Below are 17,050 nucleotides of genomic sequence, written 5' to 3' on the forward strand. Positions count from 1 at the left end.
CAACGGGTCACCCGCGTGGAGAGAGGCACCGCCATGCCGGTCGAGTTCATCGGTCTGATCGCCACCCGCCCCGGTTCCGAGGCAAGCCAGTTCACCGCCAGCCCGGTCGTGGACCGCGAGTTCACCCGGCGGTTCGCCGTCGCGCACGAGGAGGCTGGCTTCGACCGCGTCCTCATCGGGTACAGCAGCGGGTCGGTCGACAACCTGCAGGTCGCCGCCTATGCGGCGGCGCACACCGAGCGGCTCGGGTACCTGGTCGCGCACCGGCCCGGGGTCGTGTTCCCCACCGTCGCGGCACGCTACTTCTCCACGCTCGACCACTTCTCCGCCGGCCGGGTGGCGATCCACATCATCACCGGTGGCAGTGACGCCGAGCAGCGGCGCGACGGCGACTACCTCGACAAGGACGAGCGCTACGACCGCACCGACGAGTACCTGGAGGTGGTGCGCCGGACGTGGACCGCGACCGAGCCGTTCTCCCACCACGGCCGGTACTACCAGCTCGACGACCACGTCTCCGGGGTGCTGCCGGTGCAGCAGCCGCACCTGCCCATCTACTTCGGTGGTTCCTCCGAGGCCGCCTACCGGGTCGGCGGGAAGCACGCGGACGTCTTCGCCCTCTGGGGCGAGCCGCTGGCCGAGACGGCGCAGCAGATCGCGGCCGTCAACGCCGCCGCGGCCGCCGCCGGACGCACCACACCGCCGCGCATCAGCGTGTCGTTCCGCCCGATCCTCGGCGCCACCGAGGAGGAGGCCTGGGAGCGGGCGCATCGCATCCTGGCGTCGACCAGGGAGAACGTGGGCCGGGCCGCCGAGTACTTCAAGGAGTTCCGCGGCTTCACCGGCACCGCCGGCGCGCCGCAGAACGTCGGCTCGCAGCGGCTGCTCGCCGCCGCGGCCAGCGGTGAGCTGCACGACCGCGCGCTGTGGACACCGCTGGCGGCGGCGATCGGCGGCGGCGGGAACTCCACCGCGCTGGTCGGCACGCCGGAGACGGTGGCCGCGGCGCTGCTCGACTACGTCGACATCGGCGTCACGACCCTGCTGATCCGCGGCTACGACCCCTACGACGACGCGATCGACTACGGCCGCCACCTGCTCCCGCTGGTGCGCGAGGAGGTCGCCCGACGCGACCGCGGCGAGGCGGCCCGGCGCGACGACATCGCACCGGTCCCGGCAGCGCTGGCCGCCGCGCCGTCCCGCACCGCTGGCGGGTGAGAGGCGGCCCGGGACTGGCGTTGATCACGGCGGCGGTGGGCCGCCGGCGGCGGCTGATGGCCGCCGGGATCGGTGCCGGCCTGCTCTGGACGGGCACCAAGCTGGCCGCGCCGCTGCTCGTCGCGCACACGGTCGACGCCGGTGTCCTCGGCGGTGACTCCGGCCAGCTGTGGCTCGGGGTCGCACTGTTCGCCGGCCTGGCGGTGGTCGGCGCCGGGTTCGCCGGGCTGCGCCGCTACTACGGGCAGCGCCTTGCCTTCGTCGTGGAGGCGGATCTGCGGGACCGGCTGCTGGCGCGGGTGGTACGGCTGCCGGCGGCGTTCCACGACCGCCATCCCAGCGGAGTGCTGGTTGCCCGGGCCACAACCGACCTGCAGCAGGCCCAACAGCCCGTGATCAACATTGCGATCATGGTCTCGAACATGGTGATGCTGATCGGAGCCGCGGTCCTGCTCGCCTGGATCGACGCGGTGCTGGCGGTGGTCGCCCTGGCGCCGGCCGTCGCGGTGTTCGCCATCGCCGTCCGGTTCACCCGGGCGCTGGGGCCGCGCGCGCTGGACCTGCAGTCCGAACTCGCCACGCTGGCCAGCGCCGTCGAGGAGTCGATCTCCGGGATCCGCACCACGAAGGGCCTCGGCACCGAGGACGACGAGCGGCGCCGCGTCCGCGACCAGGCCGGTCAGGTGCAGGGGGCGGCGGTGCGGCTGAACTCGGTGCGTGCCTCGTACCTGCCGCTGATCGAACTGCTGCCGGCGTTCGGGATGGTCGGCGTGCTGTGGATCGGTGGCCTGCGGGTCGCCGAGGGGGCGCTCACCGTCGGCGAGCTCGTCCAGTTCAGCTATTTCGGCCTGATGATCGTCAGCCCGCTCCGGATCGCCGGCATGACCGCGTCCCAGCTGAAGCGCGCGGTGGTCTCGGCCGGACTCATCGCCACGGTCCTCGACGAGCCGCAGGAACCCACGTCACCCACGTCACCGGCGGAGCCGACGTCACCAGCGGAGCTGACGTCGCTGCAGGAGCCTGCGTCCTCCCTGGAGCCGACGCCGCCGCGAGAGCCGCCGCGGCGGCCCGGCGGTGTCGCCGCGCGCGGGCCCGGCGGCGGCCTCGAGGTGCGGTTCGAGGAGGTGACCTTCGGCTACACCCCCGGCCGGGACGTCCTGCGGGGGCTCGACCTGGTGGTGCGGGCCGGCGAATGCGTCGCCGTGGTGGGTGCGACCGGCAGCGGCAAGACCACCCTCGGCGCACTGGTTCCCCGGTTCTACGACGTCGGCGGCGGTCGGGTCGTCGTCGGCGGCCGCGACGTCCGGGACTGGCCGCTGCCCGAGCTGCGTGCCCGGCTGGGGGTCGGCTTCGAGGACGCGTTCCTGTTCAGCGGGACGGTCCGCGACAATCTCCGGTTCGGCGCGCCGGAGGCCGGTGAGGAGCAGCTGCGGGCCGCGGTCCGGCTGGCCGGCGCGCAGGATGTGGTGGAGGGGCGGCCCGGCGGCTACGACGCACCGGTCGGTGAGCGCGGCCTCGGCCTGTCCGGCGGCCAGCGCCAGCGGCTGTCGCTGGCCCGCGCGCTGGTCGCGGACCCGTCGGTGCTGCTGCTGGACTCCCCGACCAGCGCGGTGGACCCGGCGAAGGAGGCGGAGATCGTCGCGTCGCTGGCGACGGTGATCCGGGGGCGGACGACGATTCTCGTCGCGCACCGGCCCGCCGTCATCGGGCTCGCCGACCGGGTCGTGCTGCTCGACGGCGGCCGGGTCATCGCCACCGGCACCCACGACGATCTTCTCGCGCGCTCACCGCACTACCGGCAGGTGCTGGCCGCCCAGCCCGCCGGTGTACCCGGCCAGGGCGTGCCGGACCTCGGCGTGCCCGGCTCTGACGCACCCGCCTGCAGGGCCCCTGGCACCGAGCCATCCAGCTCCGGCGTGCCTGTGGACCGCGCCGTACCGGCGGTGCCGTGACGTCGCCGCCCGGCGAGGCCTCTGCCGGCGGCCCGCGCGTTCTGGTGCCCATGCCCCGAACGGAGCATGACGCGGCCTCGCCGCGACCGGGCAGACGCGACGGACGGCAGGCCCGACCACCGCGCGGCGACGGTCTGCTGGGGCGGACGCTGGTGGTGCTGCGGCCACGCTGGCCGGCCGTCGCGCTGGCTGCGCTGCTGCTGGTGACGACCACGGCGGCGGCGCTGGCCGGTCCGTGGATCCTGCGCTACGCCGTCGACGAGGGGCTGGTGGGTGACAGGCCGGACACCGGCGTGATCACGCGGGCCGGCGCTCTCTACCTCGGTGTGGCTGTCGCCGGGCTGGTGCTCGCGCGGCTGCAGGTCGAGCTGGTGGGCCGGATCGGCGAATGGTTCGTGCGGGAGCTGCGGGGCCGCGCCGTCGACCACATCATGGCGATGTCGGTGCGCTACTTCGACCGCACTCCGGCCGGGGTCCTGGTGTCCCGGCTGACCGCCGACGTCGACGCGCTGCAGGACGCCGTCCAGCTCGGTGTCGTGCCCTTCGCCCAGGCGGTGCTGACGCTCGTGTTCCTGGCCGCGGTGCTCGTCGCGCTGTCGTGGGAGCTCGCGCTGGTCTGCGTGCTGCCGGCGCTGGGGCTGTTCGCGGCGACCGTGTGGTTCCGCCGCACCTCCCGTGCGGCGTTCGCCGCCGTGCGGGACCGGGTCTCGGACACGGTGAGCGCACTGACCGAGCGGCTCGCCGGCCTGCGGGTCGTGCGCGCGTTCGGCCAGGAGACGGGCGCCACCGACGCACTGGTGGGGCGCAGCCGCCGGCAGCTGGACGCGAACGTCACGGCGGTCCGCATCCAGTCCATCTACCTCACCGCGATGGAGTTCGCGACCGTCGGCAGCATCGCCGCGGTGCTGGCCGCCGGGGGCAGCCTCGCCGCGCGGGACGCGGTGACCGTGGGCACGCTCAGCGCCTTCGTGCTCTACCTGCTGCTCGCGTTCGAACCGGTGCAGTCGCTGAGCTTCCTGGTCACCATGCTGGAGTCGGCGGCCGCGGCACTGCGCAAGATCTACGCGCTGCTCGACGAGCCGGTGGACCTGCCTGAAGGCACCCGGGAGCTGCCGGACGTCGGTCCCCTGCACGCCGAGGACGTCGGTTTCCGGTACGGCGACGGCCAGCCCGACGTCCTGCGTGCTGTGCACCTGGCGCTCGCGCCCGGGGAGCGGGTCGCGCTGGTCGGGCCGACCGGGGCCGGCAAGTCCACGCTCGCCAAGCTGATGGCGCGCCTGTTCGACCCCACCGCCGGCCGGGTCGGCTACGCCGGGGTGGACCTGCGGGACGTGTCCCGGCGCGCGCTGCGGTCACGGGTCGTGATGGTCGCCCAGGACGGCCAGCTGACCGCCGGCACCCTCGCGCACAACCTGCGCGCCGTGCGCCCCGCGGCCACCGACGGCGAGCTCACCGGGGCCCTGGCGGCGGTCGGCGCCGGCGACTGGCTCGCCACCCTGCCCGACGGCCTCGCCACCCAGGTCGGCGAGGGCGGCTCCCTGCTCTCGGCGGGCGAGCGGCAGCTCGTCGCACTGGCGCGGGTGTGCCTGCTCGACGCGGATGTCGTCGTGCTCGACGAGGCGACCTCCGGCCTCGACCCGGGGACGGAGAAACTCGTGGAGGCAGCGGTCGCCGCGGCCACCGCCGGGCGGACCGTGCTCGTCGTCGCCCACCGGACGTCGACCGTGCGTGGCGCGGACCGGGTTGTCGTCGTCGACGACGGCGGCGTGGCCGAGGTGGGCACCCACCAGGAGCTGCTGGCCCGGGGCGGCCGCTACGCGACGATCTTCACGACGTTCGACGGCGCCCCGCGGGAGGCCGGTGGAGGGCTGCGTCGATGAGGATGGTCGCCGCCGCCCGGGCGTCCGCAAGCGGGGCCAGGTCGTTCAGGGAGGTGGCCAGGGCCGTCGCGCCCTCGAACAGCACCGCCAGCTGACGTCCGAGCGCGGGCGGGTCGACGGCGCCCGCCGCGCGGGCGGTGTCGGTCAGCAGGTCGGTGAAAGCCTCCTTGTGCCTGATCACCGCCTGCTCGACGGCGGGCAGCGTGCCGGCGGTCTCCACCGCGGCGTTGTGGAACGGGCAGCCGCGCACCCGGACCCGCCCCGGCCGTGCTGTGTCGCCGGCGCCGCCGTCACAGGTGGGGTCTGCGGTGAACAGGGCGAGCAGCCGGTCACGGGGCGGGAGGTCGTCGCGACGCAGGACGCGTTCGTGCGGCACCAGGTCGGCGTCGAGCCGGTGCAGGTACTCCTCGACCAGCGCGTTCTTGCTGGGAAAGTGCTGGTAGAAGGTCCGCCTGGAGACCTCGGCGGCTTCGGTGAGCCGTTCCATGCCGGTGGCGTTGATGCCCTCGGTGTGGAAGAGCCGTTCCGCGGTGCGCAGGATCCGCTCCCGGGCGCCCCGCCCGCCGCGCCTCGCGGGCCGCGGTGCCGGTTGCGGCACCAGCTGTTGTGCCGGTTCCTGTGCCAGTGCCGGTTCCGGCTGCAGCGTCGGTTCCGGCTGCAGCGTCGGTTCCGGCTGCAGCGTCGGTGGTGGTGGTGGTGCCGCCCGCGGCGCCGGCGGTCCGGACGTCACGGGCTGTCGGTCGGGCGCGATCCGGTCGGGCGGCATGGCGCCAGGGTAGACCGGTCGTTGTACTTCCATCCAGGCCTTGCTACGGTCGCCGGGTACCTGGATGTAGACCGATCGTTCTGCTTGGTGGGCACGCGGCGCGCCACGGCGGCGCCAGTCCCATCGTCGGGAGGCTCAGATGAGGCACACCACCTTCGGCCGGTCCACCGGACTGCGGGTCAGCGAGCTGGCACTCGGAACCGCGAACTTCGGCACCCGATGGGGTACAGGGGCCGAGCCGGAGGAGGCCGCCCGCATCCTCGACCGGTTCGCCGACGCCGGCGGCACCTTCCTCGACACCGCGGAGAGCTACCAGTTCGGCGAGTCCGAGGAGATCCTCGGCCGCCTGCTCGCCGGCCGGCGCTCCCAGTTCACCCTCGCCACCAAGTACGGCCTCGGCCTGACGCCCGACAGCGGTGTGCTCGACACCGGCAACGGACGTCGCCCGCTCACCCGCGCGGTCGAGGGCAGCCTCTCCCGGCTCGGCACCGACTACATCGACCTGCTCTGGGTGCACTTCCCCGACACCGTCACCCCGGTCGAGGAGATCGTCCGCGGGCTGGACGACCTGGTCCGCGCAGGCAAGATCCTCTACTTCGGGCTGTCGAACTTCCCGGCCTGGCGCACCGCCCGGGCCGCGACCCTGGCCGAGCTGCGGGGGCTCGCGCCCGTCACCGCCGTCCAGTTCGAGTACAGCCTGGTGGAGCGCACCGCCGACCGCGAGATCCTGCCGATGACGGAGGCACTGGGACTGGGTGCCGCACTGTGGTCCCCGCTCGGCGGCGGCCTGCTCACCGGCAAGTACCGCACCAGCAGCGCAGGCCGGCTGACCGATCTCGGCCGGGTGATCCACACCGAGGACAGCACCCACAAGACCGCCGTCGTGGACGCGGTGCTCGRGACCGCCGCCGAACTCGACGTGTCCCCCGGGCAGGTGGCGACCGCCTGGCTGCGCGCGCACGCCGAGCGGGCGTCGACCGCACTGGTGCCGGTGATCGGCCCGCGTTCCGTGGCGCAGCTGGAGGACTACCTCGGTGCGCTGGACGTCCACCTCGACGAGAAGCAGTACGAGCGGCTCGCCGAGGTCAGCCGGATCGGCCTCGGCCAGCCGCACGACGTCGCCGCCGAACAGCGCCCGGTGGCCCTCGGCGGCGACGCCGCATCCTTCCGAACCTTCGTTCCGGTGGCCTGACGGGACCATCTCCCGTCCCCAGGCACTCCGCTGGCCTTGCCCGCGTCGGCGAGGCCAGCGCCGGCGGGCAGGTCCACCAGCTCGGCCGCAAGCCCCGCGCCGGTCAACCCAGCGGCGTGGCCGTCGACCGGTCGGTCGCGGTAGGCAGAAACGCGGGCAGCCCGGACACGAACTCCTCGACCGTCTGGGCCGGCCGACCCGTCACCCGTTCGATGGTCTCGGTCGCCCGGTCGTAGCGGTTCTGGCGGTGCAGGCGCGCCATCGTCACGATGTGGTCGCGTGTGAACGGAGCCAGATCGGTCTGGGTCTCCACCAGGTGCGCCCACTCGTCGGGCGGGACGTCCACGTAGGTCACCCGGCGGCCCAGCGCCCGGGAGAACTCCTCGGCGACCCCGTCCATGTCCTGCGAGCGGGGGCCCGTCAGCTCGTACACGTGGTCGCGGTGGTTCCCCGGCTCCGCGAGAAGCTCGGCGGCGACCCGGGCGACGTCGGCGGCGGCGACCGGTGACGTCCGACCGCGGCCGAACGGGAGCCGGATGGTCGCGTCGGCGGTGATCGACCGCGCGGCCAGCGTGGTGAACAGCGGGTTGTCGAGGAACACGGTGGGACGCAGGTGCCGCACCGGCAGCCCGGACCAGTCCAGCACCTGCTCGGCGAGCCAGTGCAGCCGCTGCTGGTGCGACTCCTCGGTGCTGACCGCGGTCATCTGCGACACCGTCATCTGCGTGCGCCCCACCCCGCCCACGCCCCCCCGCAGCGCCGGTGACCAGCACCGTGTCCACTCCCACTCTGCCGTGCCCCCTCGCCCTTGACCGTCGGCTCCCCTGCCGTTGCCGTGCCCAGTCTCGTGACGCGGTCCGTGTTCGCCGCCGCGTGTCCGCCACGCCGTGGTGTGGGCGTGTCCCGGCCGCGAGATGCAGGAGTGACAGGCGTCGACTCGCACCGACGCCGCGGCTCTGGAGCGGTGCTCGGGCGGGGCAGGCCGACTGATCAGGGTCCGGCCGCGCGGGCTCGGCGCATCGCCGGATGGAGGATCTCGGCGGCGCCGCGGCGATAGAGCGCGGCGGGCCGGCCACCGTCCCGGGCGGTCGAGTGACCCACCGGTTCCAGGAAGCCGGGCGTGCCGGTGACCTTGCGGTGGAAGTTGCGCGCATCGAGCGGGGCGCCCCAGACGATCTCGTAGACCCGGCGCAGCTCGGCCACGGTGAACTCGGCCGGGCAGAACGCGGTGGCCAACGCGGTGTACTCCAGCTTCGCCCGGGCCCGTTCCAGCCCGTCGGCGAGGATCTCCGCGTGGTCGAAGGCCAGCCCTCCCAGCCCTCCCAGGCCGGTCAGCGCGGCAACGGGGACGAACTCGGCCGCCGCCGCATCAGTGCCGCTTCGAGGCTCGGGCAGGTCGGGCGCGAGAGCCAGGAAGGCGATCGTCAGGATCCGCGCCCGCGGATCCCGGTCGATCGCGCCGTAGGCGGCCAGCTGCTCCAGATGCACGCCCGGCCACGCGGATCCCTGCGGCGGCGGCTCGGGCAGCAGCAGGCCGGTCTCCTCCGCCAGCTCCCGGCGGGCGGCCTCCACCAGGGTCTCGTCCAGGCGGACGAAGCCGCCGGGCAGCGCCAACGCACCCGCGAACGGCGCCAGCCCCCGCCGGACCAGCAGCACACACAGCTGCTCAGCCCGGATGGTCAGGATCACCAGGTCGACTGTCACCCCGTAGGCGACGTACCCGTCGTCCTGCAGCCTCTCGTCCGTCACACAGCCGACTATACCCGACACTATCGTCATATTGACGAAAACCTCCTTCGCCCCTTATCGTCATTTCGACGAGATCAACCGGGCCGGGCGGGCTCCGCCGACCGGCGTCCCGGCCAGCTACCAGCGAGGAGGCCACCGTGGCCGACATCAGCCGCGCCCCGTTCCTGCGCCACCTGCGGGGCACCCCGACCGCCTACGTCCGCCACGTCAGCGGCGGAAAGGCCCGGCACGAGGGGGTCGGCCTGAGCTTCTGGTACCGGCCACGCACCGCGGTCATCAGCGAGATCCCGGTGGACGACCGGGAGCTCCCGCTGCTCTTCCACGCCCGGACGTCCGACTTCCAGGACGTCGCCGTGCAGGCCACCGTCACCTTCCGGGTGGCCGACCCCACGCTGGCCGCCAGCCGGCTCGACTTCGGAGTCGACCCGGAGACAGGTGCCTGGCGCGCGACCCCGCTGGAGCACCTCGGCGGTCTTATCGTCGAGACCGCCCAGCAGCACGCCTTCGACCTGATGGCGCGCACGACGCTGAYGAACGCCCTGGTCGACGGCGTGCCGGCCGTCCGCGAGCGCCTCGCGAGCGGGCTCGTGACCGACGAGCGCCTGGCCGCGACCGGGGTGGCGGTGGTCGGCGTCCGCGTCGTCGCGATCCGCCCCGAGCCGGAGCTGGAGAAGGCCCTGCGCACGCCCACCCGGGAACAGATCCAGGCCGAGGCCGACCGGGCGACCTACGGCCGGCGCGCGCTTGCCGTCGAGCAGGAGCGCCGCATCGCCGAGAACGAGATGCAGAACCAGATCGAACTGGCCCGCCGCGAGGCGGACCTGGTGGCACAGCGAGGCGCCAACGACCGGCGGGTCGCGACCGAGAAGGCCGCCGCGGCCCGGATCGCGGTGGAGGCGAAGGCCGAGCACACCCGCCTCGTCGCGGCCGGCGACGCCGAGGCGACCCGCCTGGCCGCCGCCGCCCGGGCCGAGGAGATCGAACAGGTCGGCGCCGCCGAGGGCACAGCCGAGCGGGCCCGGGTGGAGGCCCTGCGCGACCTCGACAACCGGACGGCGATCACGCTGGCCGTCCGCGACCTGGCCGGCCACCTTCCCGACATCCAGGCCCTCACGATCACGCCGGACGTCCTGAGCGAACTGCTGACCAGGCTCGCCGGCGCGGCGCGGACAGGTGCGGCCTGATGGCCACGCTCACGCCGCGGGTTGTCCTGGTGCACCGCCGCACCGAGTACGCCGAGCTGCTCGAACGGCACGGCACCGCCGGCCAGGCCGCCTTCTTCCTGGCCAGCCGGGGCCGGGACCTGGCCGGGGTACGGGAACGGGACGCGGCTGTGACCGCGGCCCGCCAGGCCGCGCTGGCCGCCGTGCCCGCCGACTGGCGACGAGGCGAGGTCGAACGCTCCGACCTCGACCGCTTCCTGTTCGCACCGGACGACCTGATCGTCTGTGTCGGTCAGGACGGGCTGGTGGCCAACGTGGCCAAGTACCTCGACGGCCAACCGGTCATCGGCGTCGACCCGGAGCCCGGCCGCAACCCGGGCATCCTGGTCCGCCACGCGGTCGGCGAACTCGCCGGGCTGCTGCGCGCGGCGGCGGGCGCGGCGCGCGGTCCGGTCCCCGCGGTCCCCGGACAGGACCACGGCGGCCCGGCCGTCCACACGGCGACCATGGTCGAGGCGGTCTCCGACGACGGCCAACGGCTGCTCGCACTCAACGAGATCTACGTCGGCCATCCCTCACACCAGACCGCCCGCTACCAGCTCGCCGCCCCGGACCACGCCGGCACCCTTCACACGGAACGCCAGGCCTCGTCAGGCGTGCTCGTCGGGACGGGAACCGGCTGCAGCGGCTGGTGCCGCTCGGTGTGGCAGCAGCGAAGCAGCCACCTGCCGCTGCCCACCCCCGACACCGCCGGCCTGGTCTGGTTCGTCCGGGAAGCCTGGCCGTCACCGAGCACCAGCACCAACCTCGTCGAAGGCCTGCTACCCGCACCAGCCCGCATCGAGGTCCGAGCCGAATCCGAACGCCTGATCGTCTTCGGCGACGGCATCGAGACCGACACCATCACCCTCACCTGGGGACAGCGCCTGTCCGTCGGCGTCGCCGCACGCAGGCTGCGTCTGCTCTGATCGACACCGACGCGTAAGGGATTGTGCCACCGCACCGCCCGGAATCCCCGCATACCGGGTCTTCCAGGGATGACGTATGATCTGCCCGGAAGTCTCGGGGGCACTGCGACAATCTCTGGCGAACAACTCCTGACACTGCTTGATCAGGTGCGTCATGCACCGTTGACGAGATACCCGCACCCCCTGATGCCGAGGATCGAGACGGGGGGCCTGTGGCAGATCCGGACGCGTCGCGAACCTGTTACGACGTCATCGCCGACATTCTGACCGACCTCGCGCCCGGCGAGACTCCCTTCCTCCCCGAGATATGGGATGTGTACCGGGGGCGCCGGCGAAACGGCGGACCCGCGACCGGGTGCTCGGCTCCGGAATCCGCACCCGTGGCCACAGCTGGACCTATCTGGTGCTCATGACGGTGGGTTCCGTGCTCCTGGAGGCTGCGGAGAAGGAGGATGAGGACAGAAAACGCTCGGGCGTCCCACAGCCCTCCGGCCGGAGCCGGTGGCGGCCCGCGCGGCGCGGAAATCCGGAGCCCCCGGTGCCGGGCATCCCCCCGGAGCGGCGACAGGACTACATCACGGCCGTGTGGGAGAAGGCAGCGGCGATCGGGATCGAGCCGGAACAGCTCGACAGGCTGGTGGCGGCGATCGAACGGTACTGGCTGGTCGACAAAAGCGAGCGCCCCGGGCCATGAGGACGGCGTCCGGGGGCGACAACCGTTCCACCGGCCCAGATTYCGCCGACGTCTGCGCCGACGCCGACGAGGCTGACCGGCCTCGGTACCACTTCGATCCTTTTCTGCTGCCGCATCCGTCCACGTCGCGGCTGGTTCTCCTGGTGCTCAGTCTTGCGGCCGGGTCCATGTTCGCCTCGTACTGGGTATTCGTGCTCGGGCAGAACAGCTGGCCGGCGAAGAACCGCGGCTGTCTCGACCGGCTCGCGGTCGGCCCGGATTCCGCCATCACCGCGGTCGCGGGTTTCAACGACTGTCTGGACAGCGTTGTGCGCTGGCAGTCGGTGGTCACCCTGCTGGGCCCCGCGGCCCTGGCGGCGACCGCCACTCTGGGGTGGCTCCTCGCCCCGCTTCTGATCGCCGCGAGAAACGGGCTCGTCCCGCTGCCGGAATCGGCGCAGGTAGGCCCGGAGCTGAAACGGCTGGTCACCGAAGCCGGCCTTCCGCCCCGGCGGCGGCCGTCGTTCCTCTTCGTCCCCGATATCCACGCGGACGACGCGTGGACGTTCGGCCGGCGCGGGTCCTACCGCATCGCGCTTGGTTCCGAGCTGGTCAGCCCCGGCACGTCACCGGTCGGCGGCGGCATCTCGCGGGAGAGCGACGGCACGTCGCGCCAGCGGGTTCTCCGCGCCGTTGTCCGGCATGAGCTGGGCCATCTACGCAACCGGGATGTCGACCGCACCTACCTCGCGATGTCGGCGTGGTATGGATTCGCGGCGCTGACCGTGGTGGAGTTCGCTCTGGCGGCCGCCGGCTGGGCCGGACTGGGCTGGCTGGCCGGGCCGCCGAGTGTGACGGTCGCCCTGCGTCTGGCCGGTGTCGCCCTCCTGGTTTATGCGGCGTTCGCGGGGTACCTGCGGGCACGCGAGGTCGACGCCGACCTGCGGGCGGTGGCCGACGTCCAGGGGCGTGTCGACCTGGTCGACACGCTCGCCGACCCCGGTGACCGGCCGCTGGGTCCGTTCAGGGACCGGGCCGGCGCGTCGGCGGGCTGGCTGTCGCGGCACCCCACCATGCTGTCGCGGCACCCCACCATGCTGTCGCGGCACCCCACCATGGAGAACCGCCGAAAGGCGGTGCTCCACCCGGAGCGGGCCATGACCTTCCACCCGGGCGAGACCGTGGGGGTCGGGCTGGCCGCGGGGCTCGGGTTCGCCGAGGTTCAGCGGGCGATCGGCGGGCTCGTCGTCGGCCATCCCATGCTGTCGTCCTGGTTGACCGGCCTGCTGGTCGGACTGCCGGTGACCGGGGTTGTCGGCCTGGCCGCCTGGCGCTCCTGCCAGGCCTGGTACGCACAGCCCGGACCGGCACGGCCCGGGCCGCCGCTGCCCGCACGCCGGCGCGCACGGGTGTGGGCGCCGCGGACGGTCAGCGCCGGTGTTGCTCTCGGCATCGGGCTGGTCGTGGGCAACGAGCTGTCGCCCCGCGCCGCCGGTGACTGGCCGGCGGTGATCAGCACGACGAGTACCTGGTTCGGCTCGACCACCCTCGGCGAGGTCTCGCCGCGGACGGCGCTGTTCCAGATCTGCGTCACCATCGGCGGGTGTGTGGTCGTCACGGGGTGGATCGTCGCCATGGCCGATGCCCTGGCCAGGCGGATGACGGTCCACCCGGACGCGCCGGGCGGTCTCCTGGCCTGGAGACCGCCGGGCCTGCGGCTGGAGGCCCCGACGGTGCTGTTCGTCGCTGTCGGCACTCTCGTTCTGGCTCTCCCGCTTGCGCTGTGGTTCCACAGCCTCCACGTGCTCTCGTCCGGCTGGGCGGCGTCGAGTCTCGCGTGGTGGGTCCAACGGCCACTGCCACGGGCTCTGGTGGTCGCAACGATCGTTCTCGCTCTGGCCGTTCTGGTGACGGCTGCGGCCGGTGGCGGACGTCGCGTCCAGCGGGCCTGGGCGCCGGTCGCCGCGGCCGCTGTGGCCGCTGGCCTTCTGGCATCGGCCCTCCCGCACCCCTTCGCTGGTGCACCGCCCGTGCCCAGGTCGGGGCCCGGGACAGGCGCAGGCCCAGAAACGGGGCCCGGGACAGGCGCAGGCCCAGAAACGGGGACGGGGGCAGAGCCCGCGGCCGGGCTGTCCGGGCAGCGCGCCGTCCAGGATCCGCTCGCGCTGCCGCCGAGCAGCCAGGGGTTCTTTGTCTGTGCCTGGCTGGGCGCGACGGACGGCAGGCCCGTCATCGACGCGCTTGGGGACAGCCAGGTCCGCCTCGCGCTCGGAACCCATCTCGCCCGCACCGATGACCCGGCGATGCGCGTGATCGGCACCGCCTATCTCGGCGAGGTGGATATCGCCGGGCTGGCCGAGACCTCGCTCGCGCTGCTGCGCCTGTGTGACGTGGAGCGGCGCTACGGCAGGCCTGCCGGAATCGGACCGCTGTCAGTCGGACCGCAGTCAGGAGGGCCATGATGGGGCGGCGTCGTCGTCCCCGGTGCAGGTCTTTACTTCTGGCCGTCCTGGCCCTGCTGGTCAGCGCCGCGGTGGGGGCGTGCGCCCAGGGCCCGGACGGGCCGGCCAGGGCGACCGGCGGTGACGTCGCGGGCCTGGGCGCAGGGGTCACGCCGGTGCCCGTGCTCCGTTCCGGGCTCCTCCAGCTGGCCGACGTCCCGGCCGGGTTCCGGCGGAGCGAGCCGAGTGACCCGACCGACGCGGTCTCCGAGCCGCCCGCGTGCGCCCGCACCCTGAACGAACTGGAGCTCGACCGGCCGGCCGATCCCCGGGCCAGTCAGGCTCGGGCGTTCTTCGTCCAGGACGACCTCACCGGCCCGTGGATTCAGCAGGTGCTGCGCGCGTATCCGCCGGGCGGTGCCCGGCAACGGTTCCACGAGGTGGTCGACACCCTCACCTCATGCACACGGTTCACCATCACGACGGCCCGGCCTCCCGCGGAGGAGACCGTGACGGCCCGGACCCCGCCGCGGCTCGGTTCCGAAAGCTGGGCGGCGACGGTGGTCTACGACGACGGGGTTCTTTCCATCCACAGCCAGTTCGTCATCGTCCGGGTGGACGACTATCTGGTCGTTCTCACTGTCGCTGCTGGCCAACGCCCGTCCGACCAGGCCGTCGACGCCCTGGCGCGGGCCGCTGCCGCGCGGCTCGCCACCATGGTGGAAGCACGCAGTGCGTCCGCCACCGCCCGACCGGCATGAGACCGGTGACGGACGTCATGGCGCGGGGGCGGTGGGATCCTCCGGTCTGCGCGCGGCGGCGGCCAGAATGGCCGATGCCCGCACGGTCGCGGCCGCGCCCGGCTCCGCCCAGCCGAGCGCCCGGTAGATCCCCGCCAGATTGCGCAGTCGGCGTGCGACGACGGGATGGTCCGGGCCGTGTACGGCCGTGTCGATCGACACCGCGCGTTCGAGCAGCTGACGGGCCTCGTCGAGCTGCCCGAGGTCCTGCAGGACATGCGCCAGGCCCTGGAGATCCGCGGCCACCGCGGGATGCACCGCGCCGTGGACCCGCTCGTCGATGGCCAACGCACGCTCCAGGCACTCCCGGGCCTCGTCCAGGCGGCCGAGATCCTGCAGAACCTGCGCCAGGTTGTTGAGATCGACCGCGATCGCCGGGTGCACCGCGCCGTGGACCCGCTCGTCGATGGCCAACGCACGCTCCAGGCACTCCCGGGCCTCGTCGAGACGGCCGAGATCCTGCAGTATTCCGGCCAGGCTGTTCAGCCTGATCGCGACGATCGGATGAGCACCGTGGTACACGCCTTCGTCGATCGCCAGCGCCCGCCGGGCCAGCGGTTCCGCCTCGCCCGGCTGGCCCAGGTCCTGCGTGATGTCGGCCAGCGCCGCGAGGTCGCCCGCCACGACCGGATGAAACGCTCCGTGTAGATCCTCATCCATCCGCAGGGCCGCCTGTGCCAGCGGGAGCGCATCGTCGAACCGCCCGAGCTCGCGCAGGCACTGCGCCAGGCTGCACAGCCGGGCCGCGATGTCCGGGCCGGTGTCACCGCCGAGTCTCCGGTCGATCGCCAGCGCACGGCGCAGCAGCCCCAGCGCGGGACCCGGTGCTCCGAGCTCCCGCAGCACCCCCGCAAGGTTGTTGAGCGCCACCGCGACGTCGCTGTGCTGCTCCCCGTGCACCCGCAGTGCGATGTCCAGCGCTCGTCGAGCGAGCGGAAGCGCCTCGGCCGGCCGGCCGAGGTCGAGCAGCGTCATCGCGTTGTTGTTCAGGCAGCTGGCGACCTCCGGGTGCTCGGGGCCGAACAGGGTTTCGGCGTGCGCGAGGGCCCGTTCGGCGTACGGGCGCGCGGCGGCAGGCAGCCCCTGCTCCCGGAGATAGCCCGCGGCCCGGTCGCACAGCCAGGAGAGATCAGCGCGGCCCGGGGCGGCGAACTGGTCATCCGGCCGGTCCAGGGCGGCCTGGACGTGCGGAAACAGCGCCTGCCAGCGCGGCCAGGCGTCCGGGTTGCTCTGGATCCGCTGCGGGATGGCCGCGCGCAGCAGCCCGAGCAGCGCCGTGAGGCAGGCCTCACGGCGGCGGGTGGCGGTGCGGCGCCGCGTGGTCGCCCGCACCAGACGGTGCACCTTCACCGCCGTGTTGGTGCGATCCGCCAGGCCGTGCCCGACCAGGTCACCGACCGTCCGCACCCAGGCGACCGGATCGCGGGCGTCGCCGCCGAGCGGACCGTCGCCCAGCTGGTCGGGGGCGTTGGTGAACAGGTCGAGAGGCACCGGTTCGTCGCCGCCGAAGGCCAGCAGTTCGAGGAGCTCCACGGCGCCCGGCCGCCGCGCGGACAGGCGCCGAACAGAGAGGTCCCAGAGGTTGGCCACGGTCTGCCCGGGCCGGTCGGCGACCTCGCCGAGGTCTGTGACGTCCTCGAGCCGGTGCGGCAGGAGCGCCGCGAAGTCCTCCGCGGGCGTCCGGCTGTGCTGGAGGAACGCCGCGGCCTGCTCGACGGCCAGCGCCAGGTCGCCGAGCAGGCCGGCGATCTGGTCCATGGCGTGCGGGCTCGCCCCGGGCAGCCGGCCGGCGAGCAGCGACACCGACTCGGCCCGCCGCAGGACCGGGACGTCCACCGTCGCGGCCACCGAACCCCAGCCGCGCTGGCGGGAGGTCACGAGAAGGTGGCCACCGTCCCAGAGCGGCCGGAACGGTGCCACGTCGTCGACCCGGTCGGCGTTGTCGAAGACCAGCAGCCACCGGCCGGCCCGGCCCAGTGCCGCGATCGTCGCCGCCGGGCCGGCGTCACGAGGCAGACCGAGTGCCTCGCCCAACGTCGCGAGGTGACCGGAGATCAGCTCGACGGGTTCGGCGGGGACCCACCAGACGACGTCGTACTCGTCCGCGTGCCGGTAGACGTATTCCAGCGCCAGTGCGCTCTTCCCGACGCCGCCCAGGCCGACGAGCGCCACCGCCCGCGGCGTGCTGGTTGCCGGCGTGCCGGTCTCCGGAGCGCCGGTCACCGGAGCGCCGGTCACCGGAGCGCCG

Annotated in this window: 13 protein-coding genes; 9 read left to right on the top strand and 4 right to left on the bottom strand. The window is 73.6% G+C overall.

Translation table 11 applies throughout. From position 1 onward, the window contains the following. The first annotated feature begins 33 nt into the window (after positions 1-33). The 3 genes from CC117_RS14470 to CC117_RS14480 are packed head-to-tail and all read left to right on the top strand — an operon-like array spanning position 34 to position 5,050. Complete coding sequence (locus CC117_RS14470) at positions 34-1,218, top strand: LLM class flavin-dependent oxidoreductase (RefSeq protein ID WP_071084395.1); 1,185 nt, start codon at positions 34-36, stop codon at positions 1,216-1,218. Between the two features lie 20 nt (positions 1,219-1,238). Beyond that, complete coding sequence (locus tag CC117_RS14475; RefSeq protein ID WP_241830100.1) at positions 1,239-3,170, top strand: ABC transporter ATP-binding protein; 1,932 nt, start codon at positions 1,239-1,241, stop codon at positions 3,168-3,170. A 50-nt stretch (positions 3,171-3,220) separates the two neighbouring features. Then, positions 3,221-5,050, top strand: a complete 1,830-nt coding sequence (locus CC117_RS14480; protein WP_084132113.1) for an ABC transporter ATP-binding protein — start codon at positions 3,221-3,223, stop codon at positions 5,048-5,050. On the opposite strand, the gene CC117_RS14485 is transcribed toward CC117_RS14480, so the two are convergent. Beyond that, positions 4,998-5,651, bottom strand: a complete 654-nt coding sequence (locus CC117_RS14485) for a TetR/AcrR family transcriptional regulator (RefSeq protein WP_071084417.1) — start codon at positions 5,649-5,651, stop codon at positions 4,998-5,000. The genes CC117_RS14480 and CC117_RS14485 overlap by 53 nt on opposite strands. Before the next feature lie 304 nt (positions 5,652-5,955). Between CC117_RS14485 and CC117_RS14490 the strand changes: the two genes are divergently transcribed. Beyond that, positions 5,956-7,008 carry an aldo/keto reductase gene (locus CC117_RS14490; protein WP_071084397.1) on the top strand — a complete coding sequence of 351 codons (1,053 nt, stop codon included), beginning with the start codon at positions 5,956-5,958 and terminating at the stop codon, positions 7,006-7,008. Between the two features lie 103 nt (positions 7,009-7,111). Here CC117_RS14490 and CC117_RS14495 read toward each other — a convergent pair whose 3' ends face one another. Continuing rightward, positions 7,112-7,714: a Rossmann-fold NAD(P)-binding domain-containing protein gene (locus tag CC117_RS14495; RefSeq protein WP_198541852.1), complete on the bottom strand. Its 603-nt coding sequence runs from the start codon at positions 7,712-7,714 to the stop codon at positions 7,112-7,114. 284 nt (positions 7,715-7,998) lie between these two features. Next, positions 7,999-8,787: an NUDIX domain-containing protein gene (locus CC117_RS14500; protein WP_241830102.1), complete on the bottom strand. Its 789-nt coding sequence runs from the start codon at positions 8,785-8,787 to the stop codon at positions 7,999-8,001. Positions 8,788-8,894: 107 nt separating this feature from the next. Here CC117_RS14500 and CC117_RS14505 point away from each other — a divergent pair, with 107 nt between their 5' ends. From CC117_RS14505 to CC117_RS14525, 5 genes are all read left to right on the top strand, one after another. After that, positions 8,895-9,941 carry an SPFH domain-containing protein gene (locus CC117_RS14505; protein ID WP_071084399.1) on the top strand — a complete coding sequence of 349 codons (1,047 nt, stop codon included), beginning with the start codon at positions 8,895-8,897 and terminating at the stop codon, positions 9,939-9,941. Further along, positions 9,941-10,888 (top strand): hypothetical protein, encoded by a 948-nt coding sequence (locus tag CC117_RS14510; protein WP_071084401.1) that lies wholly within the window; start codon positions 9,941-9,943, stop codon positions 10,886-10,888. Before CC117_RS14505 ends, CC117_RS14510 begins: the two co-directional genes overlap by 1 nt. 355 nt (positions 10,889-11,243) lie before the next feature. Beyond that, positions 11,244-11,582: a hypothetical protein gene (locus CC117_RS14515; protein ID WP_071084402.1), complete on the top strand. Its 339-nt coding sequence runs from the start codon at positions 11,244-11,246 to the stop codon at positions 11,580-11,582. Positions 11,583-11,725: 143 nt separating this feature from the next. After that, positions 11,726-14,023, top strand: coding sequence for a M48 family metalloprotease (locus CC117_RS14520; RefSeq protein ID WP_198541853.1), 2,298 nt, complete (start codon positions 11,726-11,728; stop codon positions 14,021-14,023). Beyond that, positions 14,023-14,763 (top strand): sensor domain-containing protein, encoded by a 741-nt coding sequence (locus CC117_RS14525; RefSeq protein WP_071084406.1) that lies wholly within the window; start codon positions 14,023-14,025, stop codon positions 14,761-14,763. Before CC117_RS14520 ends, CC117_RS14525 begins: the two co-directional genes overlap by 1 nt. Before the next feature lie 15 nt (positions 14,764-14,778). Here CC117_RS14525 and CC117_RS14530 read toward each other — a convergent pair. After that, a partial coding sequence (locus CC117_RS14530) for a tetratricopeptide repeat protein (RefSeq protein ID WP_206744822.1) occupies positions 14,779-17,050 on the bottom strand: 2,272 nt, incomplete at its 5' end.

Source organism: Parafrankia colletiae (genome assembly GCF_001854655.1).
GTDB lineage: Bacteria > Actinomycetota > Actinomycetes > Frankiales > Frankiaceae > Parafrankia > Parafrankia colletiae.